This window comes from Acetatifactor muris (genome assembly GCF_024623325.1).
Taxonomy (GTDB): Bacteria; Bacillota; Clostridia; order Lachnospirales; family Lachnospiraceae; genus Acetatifactor; species Acetatifactor muris.
On the sequence record NZ_JANJZD010000007.1, the window covers coordinates 155,562 to 171,143 of the forward strand.

Annotated in this window: 11 protein-coding genes; 1 reads left to right on the top strand and 10 read right to left on the bottom strand. The window is 50.7% G+C overall.

Translation table 11 applies throughout. The features are described 5' to 3' along the window. Positions 1-44: 44 nt before the first annotated feature. Positions 45-3,413 (bottom strand): GH25 family lysozyme, encoded by a 3,369-nt coding sequence (locus NSB25_RS08680; protein ID WP_257479241.1) that lies wholly within the window; start codon positions 3,411-3,413, stop codon positions 45-47. A gap of 246 nt (positions 3,414-3,659) precedes the next feature. Here NSB25_RS08680 and NSB25_RS08685 point away from each other — a divergent pair, with 246 nt between their 5' ends. Then, positions 3,660-4,835, top strand: a complete 1,176-nt coding sequence (locus tag NSB25_RS08685; RefSeq protein ID WP_146040011.1) for an SGNH/GDSL hydrolase family protein — start codon at positions 3,660-3,662, stop codon at positions 4,833-4,835. On the opposite strand, the gene NSB25_RS08690 is transcribed toward NSB25_RS08685, so the two are convergent. The 9 genes from NSB25_RS08690 to pseG form a co-directional block, all read right to left on the bottom strand. After that, on the bottom strand, positions 4,793-5,593 hold the full coding sequence (locus NSB25_RS08690; protein WP_103239266.1) for a hypothetical protein: 801 nt from the start codon (positions 5,591-5,593) through the stop codon (positions 4,793-4,795). The two genes, NSB25_RS08685 and NSB25_RS08690, sit on opposite strands and share 43 nt — an antisense overlap. A 79-nt stretch (positions 5,594-5,672) precedes the next feature. After that, positions 5,673-6,737: a DUF6077 domain-containing protein gene (locus NSB25_RS08695; protein WP_103239267.1), complete on the bottom strand. Its 1,065-nt coding sequence runs from the start codon at positions 6,735-6,737 to the stop codon at positions 5,673-5,675. 56 nt (positions 6,738-6,793) lie between these two features. Continuing rightward, on the bottom strand, positions 6,794-8,581 hold the full coding sequence (locus NSB25_RS08700) for a DUF6044 family protein (RefSeq protein ID WP_103239268.1): 1,788 nt from the start codon (positions 8,579-8,581) through the stop codon (positions 6,794-6,796). Next, positions 8,581-9,879 carry a hypothetical protein gene (locus NSB25_RS08705; RefSeq protein ID WP_103239269.1) on the bottom strand — a complete coding sequence of 433 codons (1,299 nt, stop codon included), beginning with the start codon at positions 9,877-9,879 and terminating at the stop codon, positions 8,581-8,583. Before NSB25_RS08705 ends, NSB25_RS08700 begins: the two co-directional genes overlap by 1 nt. After that, on the bottom strand, positions 9,876-11,012 hold the full coding sequence (gene rffA / locus NSB25_RS08710; RefSeq protein ID WP_103239270.1) for a dTDP-4-amino-4,6-dideoxygalactose transaminase: 1,137 nt from the start codon (positions 11,010-11,012) through the stop codon (positions 9,876-9,878). Before rffA ends, NSB25_RS08705 begins: the two co-directional genes overlap by 4 nt. 25 nt (positions 11,013-11,037) lie before the next feature. Then, on the bottom strand, positions 11,038-11,961 hold the full coding sequence (locus NSB25_RS08715) for a glycosyltransferase family 2 protein (protein ID WP_103239271.1): 924 nt from the start codon (positions 11,959-11,961) through the stop codon (positions 11,038-11,040). A 51-nt stretch (positions 11,962-12,012) separates the two neighbouring features. Next, positions 12,013-13,575 (bottom strand): glucosyltransferase domain-containing protein, encoded by a 1,563-nt coding sequence (locus NSB25_RS08720; protein WP_172455049.1) that lies wholly within the window; start codon positions 13,573-13,575, stop codon positions 12,013-12,015. 5 nt (positions 13,576-13,580) lie between these two features. Continuing rightward, complete coding sequence (locus NSB25_RS08725) at positions 13,581-14,432, bottom strand: SGNH/GDSL hydrolase family protein (protein WP_103239273.1); 852 nt, start codon at positions 14,430-14,432, stop codon at positions 13,581-13,583. Next, positions 14,405-15,556 carry a UDP-2,4-diacetamido-2,4,6-trideoxy-beta-L-altropyranose hydrolase gene (gene pseG / locus NSB25_RS08730; protein WP_103239274.1) on the bottom strand — a complete coding sequence of 384 codons (1,152 nt, stop codon included), beginning with the start codon at positions 15,554-15,556 and terminating at the stop codon, positions 14,405-14,407. The genes NSB25_RS08725 and pseG overlap by 28 nt, the downstream gene beginning before the upstream one ends. Between the last annotated feature and the right edge of the window lie 26 nt (positions 15,557-15,582).

Sequence of the window (15,582 nt, forward strand, 5' to 3'; positions counted from 1 at the left end):
TTACAAAACTTTACATCTCACAGGTTTTCGTTCCGTCATTTCTCTCAATAGCCAAGGTAACTGATATTCATATCCACATTTCCGCTGATACCGCTGACGCTGCCTGTGGATCTGTACTGCCATATCTCGTATTTTCCCTTGTATGTGGGGTTTGCCGCATACTGGGCCAGCCAGATTTTATAGCTGCTCAGGCTGCCCGCATCAATCTTGTTCTCCAGCCATACCTTATTGGAGTAGACGCCGGCCGTATATCCTGCATTCTGAATTGTCTGGCAGAATGCCTTGCACACCGCGGTCCTGGTGGCTTTGTCAATCTTGTCTCCCCGTCCGCCGCTGGCTTCCACATCCAGGAATACCGGGTAGGAAATCGTATGGTTTCTGATCAGATCCAGCACCATGGAGGCTTCCTCCACTGCTTCTCTCTCATCCACAGCCTGAGAGAAGAAATAGACTCCCACTTTCAGGCCCGCCGCTGTGGCTCCTTTTATATTCGCCGCAAATTTCGGATCCTCGATCAGTTTCCCTTCCGCGGAACCTCTGTATCCGCAGCGGATAATTACATAGGAGATTCCGGAATTCTTCACGGCCTTCCAGTCAATGCTGCCGTTCCATTTGGACACGTCAATTCCCACGACACCGCTGCCTGTAACCAGAGAACCATCGCTGGCAAAATTATATTTTGCCCCCTGAATCACCTGTTCTCCTGTCACCTTATTGCCGTCTGCCGTAAAGAAATATACTTTATTGTCAATGGTCTGCCAGCCTGTATATTTTTCCGCACCTTTTATGAAAAATTTGCCTGCCGTATAATAGTCTGCCCAGGTTGCTTCCCGATAGGTATTGTCAACCTGTACATAAACCTGTCGGCCTTCCTTATCCTTCAGCAGTGACGCCGTGCTGTCCTTTACATAGACAACGCAGGACGCTTTGATTTCCTCACCGTTTTCCACATATCTGACAGTGACTGTGGCTTCTCCCACAGCCACACCAGTGACAGTGACAGTGCGTTTATCCACACTTACCTTTACAATACCCGCATTGGAAGACTCCGCGGTAACTGCCGGGTCCTGCACAGTCACATTGGTGAGTGTGGCAGTAATGGCTGAAGATGTATTCGGCAGAATGTTCATGGAAGTCTTATTCAGAGTCAGCGCCTTCGCTCCTGTAACAGTCACGTCAATGACTGCCGTCGCCGTCTGCGCAGAACTTCCTGTGGCCGTAACCGTCAGTCTGGCGGTTCCCACTGCCACTCCCTGAATGCTGACCTTACCTGCGGCGTCTACAGAAGCCGTTGCTACCGCTGCGTTGCTGGACACGACGGAATAAGCTATGGTTCCCGTAAAATTTTCTGTCCTGGCAGTCACCGTTGCGGCAGCTCCCACCGCTGTACTTACCGCCGCCTTATCCACTGTCACCTTTGCCGGCAGCGGCGTAGGGGTGGGGGTGGGCGTCGGGGTGGGCGTTGGTGTAGGGGTCGGGCTGGGTGTAGGGGTCGGGGTGGGCGTTGGAGTCGGCGTAGGGCTGGGTGTAGGGGTCGGGGTCGGCGTTGCCGGCGGGGTCGTAGCCGGCGGTTCCGTTGTCGCCGGCGGTTCCGGGCTTTCCGATGGCGTTGTTTCCGGTGGATTATCTGTTGCAGGCGGCTCCGGTGTTTCCGATGGTTCCGGGCTTTCCGGAGAAGCAGGCTCCGTCCCTTCCGGTTCCGCGGGCGTCGTCTCTTCTCCACCCGGATTCTCCCCTCCGGCTCCCGGCTCACTGCTTTCACTGGCAAAAGACAGATTTGCCATATGTAAGAGATTTCCCGCTTTCACCAGCGTTGCCGGGTCCGGAATCTCGCTTTTCGACACTTCATTATACGTGGAAGTAAGCACCTTACTCTCCACCCATGTCACCGTATCTGTCAGAGTAGACTCCACAACCGTCTCATTTTTCTTGGTGTCTTCTTTTTTGACATTTACATCCTTTTCCTGCTTTACTTCGTTGGTGACATCTACCTTTTTATATGCGATATCCTTCTGTACTTCCGCGGACTGCGTCTCCGTGGGAATCACATAATCGGAATACCTGGCATCGCTCAGAGCTTCCATTGTCACCTTATAAGTCCCGGGCGCAATGTCTTTCTTATAGATAATCCCATCCATATCGTCATCGGACCAGATCACAGACTTATTGTCAGGGCCTACGACCGTCACCGAAAAAGGCACATTGGGCACCAGTTTTTCTGTCTTTTTGTTGATAAACTTGATCTTCAGATCCTTCTGTATGGAAGTAAAGTTAAGCGCTACCGTCACTTCCTTTTCAAAACCGGTCTCGTCATACTCCTTCTTCTCCGGTTCCTCAGTCTCATCATTCACAATGGAAGCGGCTGCAAGTCTTGCCATCTCCGCATCTGCCACAGCCAGCAGTCCCTGTTCCCCAATGGTGGAGATCCCTTCCAGCTGCGTTCCCACGCTGGCAAAATCCGACACCTGCTTTTCCACCATATGCGAACTGATAAAGACACCTGCAGTCACTATCATCAGAATTACCACACCTGTTCCTGTGACAAGCATAACTTTATCCATCATATCCATCTTGCAAAAGCTTCTCTTCAGTCTGGCCAGAATTCCCGATTCCTTATCGGATCTCTGCTGCCTTTTCTGACTTTCTTTCGCTCTCTCCCTCTGGGCGGAAGTACTCCCATAAGCCGGCCGCACGCTGTCTTCCGGTTCGCTCTCCGCAGAGGAATCCTCTCCATAATAAAGGGCATCTTCAGCCATATAGCCGGCTTCTTCTGTATATCCGGCATCCTCTGTATATCCGGCCTCTTCCGCATCTTCACCGGATCCGTAATATATACCCTCTATCTCTTCCGGCTCAACATATTCGGCATGTTCTTCCATGCCGCCTTCGGACTCATAATACCCGGGAGCTTCGTCCATATTCTCCTCAGTCTCATAATATCCGACTTCTCCCGTCTCTTCTTCCGGGTCATAATACTCCGCCGCTTCCTCCGCCCTGTCTTCGGACTCATAATACCCGAAGGCCTCATCCGTATCTTCTTCGGCCTCAAAGTATCTGTCTTCTTCCGCTTCGTCCGCCTCGAGGCAGCCGGGTTCTTCTGTCAACTCGTCTTCCGCTTCATAATAACCGATACCTTCCTCCGACGTATCCCCGGACTCATAGTATCCGTCTTCTTCCCCTTCATAATAACTGTCGCTCTCTGCCGGCTCAAAGTACTCAATATCTCTGTCCGTATCCTCCTCAAAGCCGTCTTCCTCCCCATACAGGAAATCGTCCTCATCTATCGCCATATCTTCATCCGAAGCATACCCTTCATCCCCGGAATCCTCATCACTATCCCAATCATATTCTCTTTCATCGTATTCTTCTTCAAGCCGCAGTGCCTTTTTTGCTTTTCCAAACAATTTACCCATTCTGGTTATCCTCTCTGAAAACAAGAACCTTAACAATTTTGTAACATTATAACACCCCCTTTTCACTTCTTCAAGTGAGAACTGTATTTCTTCATAATTTCTTAAAATCTCTTAAACTCGCATTAATAATCTGGACTTTCCCCTCACATAATAGTAAAATAGGAACCATTCAGATACCTGTTCGGACAGTTACATACAGTGAGACAGGAATCCTTAACCAGCAGTCAACCGGAAATGGAGACACGGATGAAAGATAAAAATACTTCCCACAGCAGTTCCAGAAAGGAACACATTCACGAGATACCGGATCTGGATATTATTGATCTGGAAAGCGATGAGCTCGACTCTTCTTTTGATGCTCCTCAGAAGGAGGATGCACTTTTGTCCCCTTCTCCCAAAAAAGCAGGCGGAACAAAAAAAGGTATTCTTTCCCGCATCAATATTCACATTGTCCTTCTGGCTGTGGCCGTACTTTTTATAGTAGGTATCGTTTATAAAGTCAAAACCTGGGGAGTTTTTGTTGATCTGGAAGAAATTTTCAAGGACGGACCTGGAGAATATGACGATACCTTTGACGTCATCCTTCCCCTGACAAATGCTGCGGGACAACCCGTTTATCTGGATTATGGCGAAGATACTTCCATCTTAATGTTCGGCAATGCGCCTTTTGCCGACGACAGAGATTCCGAGGACAATCTGGCCAATATGATTCAGGAGATGACCGGCGGCACTGTCTATAACTGCTCTGTCAGCGGCAGTTATCTGGCAGCTCTGTCCCCTTCTCTGAAGCCGGAAGAATATCCCATGGATATTTTCAATTTCTACTGGCTCTGCGTCCTTGCCATAGGAGAGAATATGGACGACTCCTACAGGCGCGGTGTGGAGGTGCTGGGGGACAATGCTCCTCCGGAAGCAATGGAAGTCTATCATACTTTAAAAAATCTGGATATGAACACAATAGATGTCATCACCATCATGTACGATGCCAGCGACTATCTGGCCGGCCACGAAATGTACAGTGATCAGAACGCCACAGACATTGTACAGTTCACCGGCAATCTGGAAGCGGGCATAGAATTGATCCAGCAGAACTACCCTGATATTCGGATTATTGTTCTCTCTCCCACTTACGCTTACGGAATCAACGAAGAGGGAGAATATGTCAGCAGTGATATCCAGAGATATGGCTGGGATGTACTGTCTACCTATGTCATCAAACAGTACGCCTCCTGCGCCTCCAGAAGCGTCACTTTTGTGGACAATTTATATGGCACCATCAACGAGGACAACGCCGACGATTATCTTGTGGATCATCTCCATCTGAATGTGGCGGGCCGGAAAAAAGTAGCCGAGCGTTTTGTATACGCGCTGAATTATTTTCAGGATTCCGGAGCCACCAGCTCCACAGAGGAATCCCGATAGATCACATAGCCGTCCGTCTCTCCAAACCATATCCAGCCGTAATCTTCCGGCTTACCCAGAATCTCCCTGTCCGTGGGCAGAATGCTGTAGTGACAGCCTTCCTCCCGCGCCAGGGGAACCAGCAGTTCCAGGTCAATCACATCCGCATCCATTGCGGCACAGATCGGAGGATAATAGTTCCACCTGTCCACTATTGCATCCCTTCCATAGGGCATACAGGTAACGGGAGAATATTGTCTCACATACTGTACCAGCTCCGGCGGAAATAAAGCCATAACCTCTCTGCCCGGTACATTTATGGCATCGCAGATATTTATCACGCTGTCCGGCACATGATAAAGATTTTCCGCCCGGGAAAACGTGGGGCTGGCATAAATATAGCTGCCGGATACAGCAAGTATTCCCGCCATACACACGGCGCAGAGCACCTCTGCCGCTCCCGCCTTTTTCTTCTGCATCTGACGTCTTGCAGCCAGCTGCCCGTAAATGCTGACACAGGTATAAGCAATCACCACCGTGACGGGAAGCAGCCATAGAATCCGATAATAAATTTCTTCTCCCACCACACCGTATACCAGTCTTGCAAACAGAGGATTGAAATACAGCAGCAGCAGAATCACCGGCGTATACAGAAATAAGATTCTCAGTTCTTTCCTCTTCTCATTTATCCACAGGTAAAGCAGAGAAATCACAAACCAGATGACAATCAGCCCTGTACCCATATATTCCCGAAACAATACCACAATCTCTTTCCACATGGCGCTCCCTTTCCTACAGCCTTCAAAATTCCCACAGCTTACGCATTCTTCCTGTTTCTTCCGGTCTGGCCCGCCGTCATCACAGAATCAGATACATGACCGCGTAAAACACACAGGGCATGCAGCAGACTCCCAGCGGCACAAGTATCCCCGGCCGTCTGTAACAGATGCTTCCCAGAAGCCCTGTAATCCCCACAGTCATACAGATCAGCAGCGCTCCCAATGTACTGCACAGACATCCCGTGGCAGCGGCGGCACAGAAAAGCAGATACAGCGGCGGTGAAATACGCTTCTTCTCCCGAAGCTCTTTCAGCAAAATCAGGAACAGCAGAAGCACAAATGGAATGACAATGCTCCCCAGAGCCGCTTTTCCCTGTCTGCTTCTGGCAATCATAAAATTTTCCGGCGTATAAATCGAATAGTTTCCGAACAGCACCAGCAGCTCCGTAAAAAGCAGAAACAAAGGCAGACGTCCGTCTTTTTCCTCAAAAAGTCTCAGACCAATCAGATAAAAAATGGCATATGTCATGGCAATCAGTACAGGCGGCAGCGCTATATGGGCAACCATCGCCGCCGACATACCGGAAGCTCTGCCCAAAAAGGAAATCCACACAGGAAACGGCGCCAGCCCATGCCTGATGTCCAGTTCCGTTCCTCCCCCGGTATAGGCGAGTATACGGTACATCGTATTGGAATTCTGGGTTATGGAAGAAACCGCCACATAGTATGCGTCATCGCCATCCGCATAAGCCATACGCACAGCCTGCACCAGCTGAAAAAGCAGAATGCTCCAGAAAGCCGCCCAGAGTATCAGGTCCATAAACTGCAATTTTCTGAATCTGTTTCGGAAGGACCAGACAGCAGACTTTCTTTTCTTCGGCCAGCGCTTTATCTCCATTGCTGCCGCCAGAAGCAGCAGCGCTGCAATGTATCCCCAGAAAGCCGCCACCAGACTTCCAAAGCTTCTTTCCCGCAGAATCAGCGGCACACAAAGCAGCTGAAAGCCTGCCCACAAAAGGAACTGGCCGCTCACCCAGCGAAACAGCAGCTTTCCGTCATGCCCCTCTGCCTCTGTGATCAAGCCGCCGATTACAAAAGGAATCAGCAACAGCACCAGTAATAAAATCAGCAACTGACCGACCATCTCTTCTCCTCTCTCAGCCGCATATTTTACAGCAGTTCACACAATTCACTGAACTGTCAGTCTATTTCGTACACATAAATGCGATAATAACTGTTCTCCGTCTCAAAAGGAACCTCATTCATCAGTCTCAGCCCTTCTTCAGAAGCATTTTGAATATAGGCTGCGGACAGCAGATAATCACACCCCATCTCCCGCAGCGCTTTCGTGTCCGGCTGATAGCTCTGAAAGTAAAAACCGTCCTTTTCAATGGTATAATACCCCGGGCATTCCGCACTGAACAGATAGCACCGATTTCCCCAGTCATCAAAATAAGTCTGAAGATACTCACTCTTTTCCAGTTCCGGCGCGATGATTCTGCGGAAGCGATGCTTGTATGTCAGAGAATAATTGTTAGAGTATCCATCCAGACAGTAAAATCCATGGTACAGGGCCGCAGCCGGATCAATTCCCAGGCTTACCACACGATATTCCTCCTGAGACTTCCCTGTCTGTTCCGTCAGAAAATCCCGCACCTGTTCCATCACGCCCAGCGCGTAATAGTCGCTGTAGCTGAGCAAAGCATACTGGGGATTCCGCAGCTTCTGCAGATTGGATTTCACATCGCCTGCCAGCAAAATCTTCACTCCTGTCACACCGGTAATCGCCCCCAAAAGCAGCAGGCATATCCCTGATACTGCTTTGCTCACGCCCACCCGGCTTTCCTTCCAAAGGTCAAGCAGAATCTCTGCTCCGGCCGCGGCTGCCAGATACCACAGGCAGGGTGATATCCACAGCACCCTGTCCAGCTGAAATGCCCCCAGCATTCCCAGGCTGCCTCGGATCGTCACCCCTGCAGCGCCTGTCCAGAAAGCAGCCAACAGTGCAAAAAAAATGTTCCACCCCAGGCAGACTCCCATCCACCGCAGCTTCCCCGCTATCTGTTCCCACCGTACTGCCTCCCCTGGAGCTGAATATGCCTTTCCGATTGTCAGAAACAGCAGCAGGCATACTGACACCAGTGTCACTACCGTTGGTATCAGCAGTTCCTGATACCCTTCGCTGTGCTGACCTCCCTGCAGCAGATTCCGCAGAAAGGCTTTCCCGAAGGCTTCCGCTCTCAGCACATACTCCGTCTTATGAGAAACTCTTTCGCTCCCAATTCCCAGAATCTGTGCCAGCAGCCGGACATTTTCCACAAGGTAAACGCCAAGCAGCAACAGCCATGCCCCCAACAGCCGCAGCTTTCCTTCCGTTTTCAGCCGTCCTTGTCTCCGCAGCTCCCACACCAGGTACAGCCCCCCCATTCCCAGCAGCCCAAAGCCCGCCAGAACCAGTGAAGAGTTCAGCGCAAAAAACGCCACATATCCATAGCAGAGCAGCAAATGCTTTTTCTCTCTGATCTCCAGCACACACCAGAACAGCAGCGGAATTCCGTACTGCGAAAGCCCATACACAGGCAAAAATGGCAAAAAAGCATACAGCAGCCCTGCCGCTGCGGCTGTCCACCGGTTCCCTGTTCCCATGCTTTTCCTGACCAGCAGGTACATTCCCGCAAAGCCTGCCAGTCTGCCCATAAGCTGCATTATAAGCAAAGCGGCGAAATAATTTCCGCTTAAAAACAGCAGCACACAGGCCGGCGCCGGCGGCGTGAGAGCAGTCTTCCACATCCCTCCCATAAATTCCGGCAGCCACTCCCCGCCGAAGAGATTCCCTGCCTGCAGAATATAGGCAATCATCTCCCCGTCCAGCTGATCATGTGCAGTAAAAATGGAATCCTCCCCCAATATGAAATTGGGAATTATGGAACATGTCACAGCCATAATCCCCATCCCGAACCCTATCCAATGAAACTTTTTCTTCGTCATTACACCTCACTCTGCCCGCCGGCTTCCGCCGCACAAATCGGTTCCGAACCTGCACTTTCCGCCTTCCCCCTGGAAATGCCGGCTCCACCGCACATCTGCCGCAAGGCCCAGAGCAGCCACAGTTCATTCACAGCTATTGTATATCTGTAATCCATCCTGCCGGCTCCCCGCATGGCAAGTGCCGTCACCAGAACCCCCGCTGCCAGAATGCAGACTCCGCCAGCCAGAACACTTCTCTTATCCGACAGCCTTCTCACCGTGAAAATATGCAGGATTGCCAGACCCACAGCCAGAACCAGACAACAGCCGAACCACCAGCAGCTATACTCCACATAGCGCTTCGTATACACAGGCATATGCATCTGCATTGCTTCATAATTGCTGCCGGTATAAGAGTCAAACAGCACCCCCTCCATCTGCTGTCGGAACACAAACGGCGTCATGGTATATCCCAGCATATCCCAGCATATCCGGTGAATAATGTCAGAGGAATGGTACCTCCAGCCAATCTCCGCGATCTGCCTGCAGTATTCCCCGGCCGCTTCCCTTCCTGCCCTCTCCTCCAGCGCGGCAAACAATATCTTCATATTATCCGCGCTGAGCGAAGCCTGCCAGACCACATCTCCGGCAATTTCACGCAGATCCTCCGGCCAGTATTCGAAGTCGCTCCATAAATCCGGCCACGCCATGCGGCTTGCCATTGCTGATGCCAGACTGCACTCCGGTTCCTCTTCCTGCCTGTCCGCCACACCTGACAGTATTGTCATAAACCCCGCACATAAAACTGCCGCCGTCAAAAAACCGGCTTTCCGCCGTAGTCCTTTCTTTCCTCCGGGAAAGCCCTGGGGGCAGACTATCATTTCATAAAAGAAAGAAAGCGTCAGCAGAAACAGTGAACCCATCAGCGAAAAAGGCTGAAGCGCCAGATGGCACTGCATGGCAAAGGGAAAGGTCAAAATCGCCAGACTGCCCCAGACGACATACAGCTTTCTATATCCGGGGCAGCTCCCGCCACTCCGGAAACACAGTAAATCCACGAAGCGATACGCCGCATAAAAGGCAAAAAGCAGCTGAACCAGAAACATTATCTGCGGATTCTCTCCGGTCAGACGGAATATCCACAGGTACAACACGGAGTCAGCCTCTGCAAAATCCTGCACCTGCAGATAATGACAGCCCATCCAGTATATGCCCATAAGAATCTGGATGGAAAATCCTGTAAAAAGTATTCCCTTTATCACTGCACTTATGTGCAAAACCGCCTTTTTCAACACTCCCTTCACATCTCCTGCCGTCAATCCCTTTTCCCGTAAAATGCTTTTACTCTGTCACAGATATAATCCACCTGCTCCGGCTTCAATCCATAAAACATAGGCAAACGTGTCAGCCGCTCACTCTCTCTGGTCGTATACCTGTCCTCCCCGTGGAACCGGCCAAACTTCTCCCCTGCAGGCGCAGAGTGAAGCGGAATATAATGGAATACCGAATGAATCCCATTTTCCTTCAGGTAGTCAATCAGTTCCGTCCTCTCCTGAATGTCCTGTGCCTTGATGTAGAACATATGGCCATTGTGCACACAACCTTCCGGAACCACAGGAAGTTCAATTCTTCCGGCATCCGCCAGAGGCTTCAGATTCCCATAATATTGCCTCCAGACCGCCAGCCTCGCTTCATTCATCTCTTCCGCAATCTCCAGCTGAGCGTACAGATAAGCTGCGTTCATATCACTGGGAAGGTAGGAGGATCCATGATTCATCCAGGTATACTTGTCAATCTGTCCCCGGTAATATTTACTGCGGTTTGTTCCCTTTTCCCGGATAATCTCCGCTTCCTCCACGTCCTTCTTGTCCCGGATCAACAGTGCGCCGCCCTCTCCCATACTGTAATTTTTCGTCTCATGAAAGCTGAAACAGCCGAAATTTCCGATGGTCCCCAGGGCTCTGCCCTTGTAGGTGGACATAATTCCCTGTGCTGCATCCTCTATCACTGCCAGATGATACTTTTCCGCAATGGCCATGATTGTGTCCATCTCACAGGCCACGCCGGCATAATGAACCGGCGCAATTGCCCTTGTGCGCTCTGTCACTGCATTTTCTATCAGTTTTTCATCAATGTTCATAGTATCCGGCCGGATATCCACGAACACCGGCACGGCTCCTCTGAGCACAAAAGCATTGGCGGTTGACACAAAAGTATACGACGGCATAATCACCTCGTCCCCCGGCCTGATATCGCTAAGCAGCGCCGCCAGCTCGGTGGCATGTGTACAGGATGTGGTCAGCAGACATTTGGCGGTGCCGGTCTTTTGTTCAATCCATTCGTTACATTTTCCGGTGTAGACGCCGTCACCACAGATCTTCTGGTTGGCAACGCATTCCTGAATGTAGTCCTTTGCCTTATCCACATAAGGCGGTACATTAAAAGTAATCATAATAACCCTGTGCCTTTCCGCATTTTCAATGCTCGTCCGTCCGTTTACTGATAATATATTTGGGACGTCCTTTTACTTCTTCATATATTCTGGCAATATAATGACCGATGATTCCCAGACTCAGCATCAGAAACCCGCCGATAATCAGAATCAGAAGAATCACCGTGGTGAATCCTTCCACCGATGTTCCCATCAGATATTTTACCAATGTCTGAATAAACAGTATAATACTGAACAGAATGGACACAATCCCCATCACAGTCACCAGCTGCAGAGGAAGCGTGCTGAAGGATGTGGCATTCGTGACGGCGTATTTCATCAGGCTGAAAAAAGACCACTTACTCTCACCGAACTGCCGCTCCTGTACTTCATAAGTCACCTTCTCCGTGCGGAATCCCACCCAGAAGCTCAACGCCCGGAAAAAAGTATTCCTTTCCGGCAGCGTCAGCAGCACATCCACTACCTTCCTGTCCAGAAGCTTAAAGTCCGAGGAGGCATTCATATCCATCTTAATCAGGCCACTCATGACTTTATAGAACAGGCCTGCTGAAAGTCTGTGTGCCAGGCTTTCCTTCCCCCGGCTCTCCTTGATGCCCTCCACTACCTCGGCTCCGTCTTTCCACAATTCCCACATCCGGGGAATCACCTGGGGCGGATGCTGCAGGTCACAGTCCATCACAATCGCCGCATTTCCCACTGTCAGCTCCAGCCCCGCGAATATAGCTGCCTCCTTGCCGAAATTTCGGGAAAATTCAACCCCGCGAATCCGGGGATTCCCGGCCGCCGCCTTCTGTATCTCGGAAAAAGTCCCATCCCTGGAGCCATCGCTGACATACACCAGCTCATATTCTATATGCTGCTCTTCCAACAATTCCGACAGTACCTTAGATGTGTTGGCGATATTCTGTTCTTCATTATAGGCCGGCAAAACAATTGATAAAAGGGCCATACCTCTCTCCTATTCCCGTTCCATTGCTGTTCCCGCTCCGCCGATTTCCATTCAGCGGTTCACATTTTCCGTCTTGACGTACATGACATCATCAATGATACGTATGGAATTCTCCCCGGGGAAGCTGTCCATGGCGATATATTCCTGAGAATAGTACACCTCTTCCATCGCCTCCGGCGGCAGAATGTTCAGCGTCGCACCCAGATAATTCCTGATAAAAATCTCATAATTCTTTCCAGTATACAGCAGAACATCGCCATTCATCCCAATCATATTGTAGGTCACAGGCAAAGTAATATCTGTGACCGGAAAGGATTCGTCTCCCACCACTCCCACCATGGCCACAGGAATGCCCGCATAATATCCTTCTGTCTGCTCTATCCTGTCCAGCAGCCTGATACAGTAGGCATATGTCTTCTCATATCTCTTCTGAAGATTAGAATAGGCAATATTATCTGTAATGCAATAGCAGAAAGTCAGTACAAATGCACCCAGAAAGGCAGTCCATTCCATCCAGATACAGAAGTCCGAATCGTCACAGCTGCCGCTCACCAGCGCCACAGCTCCTATGACATACAGAATCCACTGATACCGCATCAGCAGATGGTACGTGACCGACGGAGAAATCAACAATACAATATTGGTCAGCAGAGGCAATACAGCCACCGCCAATCCTATTATAGCGAAAAATAACGGATTCTTCCAGTCCTTTCTCTTCCTGAACAGAAAAAGCACAGACAGCCCCGCCGTAATCGCCAGCAAAATGCAGGCTGTCACAGAGAAAAAGTTCTGGAACAACACATTTCCTTTCAAACTAAAGCGAAAGAAATCCAGATACATCTCCTTAATCGTAGAAAAGAATCCCCCCACAGAAGCCGCTCCCGACGTCATCTCCCCGATTCCCTGATAATCTGCCAGCTTCTTGCCCTGAAGCTTCAGCAGAACCTGGAGAATCCCATAATAGAGAGCCGCCCCCACAATCCCCATCCAGAGATAGCGCAGCGAAGTCCTCATTTTCCCGAACGCCCCTCCGGCTTCCTCCTTCGAAGCAAACAGCATAAGAATAGCAAATATGGACAAAAGCATGGCAAAAGACAGATACCCCTGATAGATGCCCATACTGAACGCCAGGCAGAGAGCCCCCGGCAGAAACCCTGTCCGATATTTTTTCGTCAAAAGTACGGACAATACCGCCAGCAGCAATGCCAGCATATAGCCATCCAGTGTAAATACATAGGCAAAAGTGGATGCCAGCGCCGGAAAAGCCGCCAGCAGGCCGCCACAGACCCCTGCCGCCCATTTCTTCCGCACCTCCAGGATCTCACATATCACAGCCGCCCCGCAGCTTAAATACAGAAGACCGAGGAGCCCGATAACCCAGGGCAGCGTATAATAAGACGAAATCCCGCAGGCAACCGTGAGAAACCATCTGCCCGAAGTAATCATATTCTGATCAAAATACATGCTGTCCAAACCGTCATGATTGGGAATGTCCGATAAAAGCACAGGCATATGAACTATAAGTCCCGTGATAAGGCAGGCCAGAAAAGCAACCTTCCACTCGCCTCTGATTTTACCATATATCGTTCGAAATGCCTGTGTGGGTGACTGCATGACCTTCATCCCTCCCTGCTCAGTTCTTCCGCAATTATCCGCGCCAATCTCTCTCTGCCTGCCTCATTGGGGTGAATTCCGTCCGTCATATATAAATCCTTATCCTCCCATTTCTCATGGGGTGAAAAATCATGGAACACATCAATGACTTCAATATCCAGCTCCTCTGCCGCCCGCAGCTCCGCTTCCACGTATTCCTTCAGCACACCGCCCCCCTGGTCCGCCTCCTCACAGGTCAGCCCTGTGGTATACCAGGTATACAGAGGCGTCACCAGCACAATCCTCAGCTCCGGATTCGCTCTCCGAAGTGCCTCTACAGAACTGCGCAGGGCGCCCAGAAAAGTATATTCATCATAGGGATCCTCCGGATTCTCAATGGGAACTCCCGCGTGATAGTCATTGACCCCCTGCTGCAGCAGCACAATCTCCACCCTGGAAAAGTCAATCACTTCCAGACCGTTGACTACCTCCGCAAAATACTCCGTATTATTCTCCCGTGTTCTCATTGTCACAGTCTGCTGCACGCCAAAATCTTCCGCCCCCACCGACTTTGTCAGTCCCGCCAGAGACAGCGAATTTTTGGGGTAATCCTTCCGGCGCCCGCTTTCAAGTCTCGCCATACAGGTGCCCCCAAGAGCGGCATTGTACACAGGTGTTCCCAGAAGCTCTGCCAGCTGTTCCGGAACACCTGTCTCATCCCTCACCGCCCCGAAAACGCTGTCTCCAAAAGCGACTACCTCCGGATGCCAGATATGTTCAGCCTTTCTCTCCCGAAACGTCAGGAAAAAAAGTACCGCGAATATCTCTGCGGCGGCTATTCCATATATGATTATCCTCTTTTTATGCAGTCGATCCATACGCCTTCTCCCGCTGATTTTAAATGGCAGTTATTCCTCTGACATCCGGAACCGGAGATTGCTTCTCCCTCATTTCCGGTCAGCTCCATCAGCGCCTGTGCCACTCTTCCGCTTCCCGCTCCGTCGGTCATCCCACGTTCCCTTGTGCTGCAGTCCCGGCGTAGTTCTGCGCTTCCCACGAATTCTGCGAACAGCTTTTCCATTCTGTTCAGTGTCTCTGCGGCATCCTTATGCCACGCCCCTGCGAACCCGGCAACCTTCTGCTCTCCTATATAAGCTGTCAGCGCCTCCTGATTTTCCGCATAAGAAAAACAGATGAACGGAATGCCAAGTGCCGACAGCTCATAAATGGTGGAGCCTCCCGCTGTCAGCGCCAGATCGCACTTCCCCATAAGCCCCGCCATATCCTTTACATCATGGTAAATTCGAACATTGTCACATTGCTGTTCCCATGCCTTCAGCTCTCGGAAATGAGGGTGAAACCGTCCCGTAACCACATGAAAGCATATATTCTCCCGCAATGTCCTCTCCAGAATTCTGCCGGCTATGTTCTCGCTGTCCCCGCCTCCGGTGGTAATCAGCACATTCCTGACCGCTTCTCTGACCTGACAGACCTGATGGTTCAGAAACTGTCCTCTCAGGGGAACATAACGGCTTCCGATCAGCAGCCGGGTCCTTTTTCCCTGATACAGCTTCCTGTACTGTTCCGGCTCCGCAGGGGCATTATAATTAATGACACAGTCCACAGGATAACAGTGTGTGCCGAAATCCTCCATCAATACAACCCTTCCGTATCGCCCCAGTGCCGTCAGGTAGGCATCCGTCACCTGATAGCTGTCTGCCAGAATCACGTTGAACTCCGTCTGCCCGGCTTCCCTTTCTGCCAAAGCTTCTGCCAATGCCCCCCAGGCCGGCAATTCCGCCTCCATGTCCTGGTAATCGGTTCCCAGAATCCTGCTTTCAAAGCCATGCTCTGCCGCCAATGCGCCGGATTCTTCGTCGGCACAGATAAAACAGATGCGCTCCCTGCCCACAGACAATGCCAGTGCTTCCGCCACAGCCAGACAACGCATCAGATGTCCGGCTCCAATTTTACTGTTCCCATCCGCACGTATCAAAAACATGTTTCCTCACCTTTTGTCCGGCTTCG

Coding starts and splice junctions, on each gene's coding strand:
- NSB25_RS08680 (WP_257479241.1), bottom strand. CDS start 3,413: ATGGGTAAATTGTTTGGAAAAGCAAAAAAGGCACTGCGGCTTGAAGAA.
- NSB25_RS08685 (WP_146040011.1), top strand. CDS start 3,660: ATGAAAGATAAAAATACTTCCCACAGCAGTTCCAGAAAGGAACACATT.
- NSB25_RS08690 (WP_103239266.1), bottom strand. CDS start 5,593: ATGTGGAAAGAGATTGTGGTATTGTTTCGGGAATATATGGGTACAGGG.
- NSB25_RS08695 (WP_103239267.1), bottom strand. CDS start 6,737: ATGGTCGGTCAGTTGCTGATTTTATTACTGGTGCTGTTGCTGATTCCT.
- NSB25_RS08700 (WP_103239268.1), bottom strand. CDS start 8,581: ATGACGAAGAAAAAGTTTCATTGGATAGGGTTCGGGATGGGGATTATG.
- rffA (WP_103239270.1), bottom strand. CDS start 11,012: ATGATTACTTTTAATGTACCGCCTTATGTGGATAAGGCAAAGGACTAC.
- NSB25_RS08715 (WP_103239271.1), bottom strand. CDS start 11,961: ATGGCCCTTTTATCAATTGTTTTGCCGGCCTATAATGAAGAACAGAAT.
- NSB25_RS08720 (WP_172455049.1), bottom strand. CDS start 13,575: ATGCAGTCACCCACACAGGCATTTCGAACGATATATGGTAAAATCAGA.
- NSB25_RS08725 (WP_103239273.1), bottom strand. CDS start 14,432: ATGGATCGACTGCATAAAAAGAGGATAATCATATATGGAATAGCCGCC.
- pseG (WP_103239274.1), bottom strand. CDS start 15,556: ATGTTTTTGATACGTGCGGATGGGAACAGTAAAATTGGAGCCGGACAT.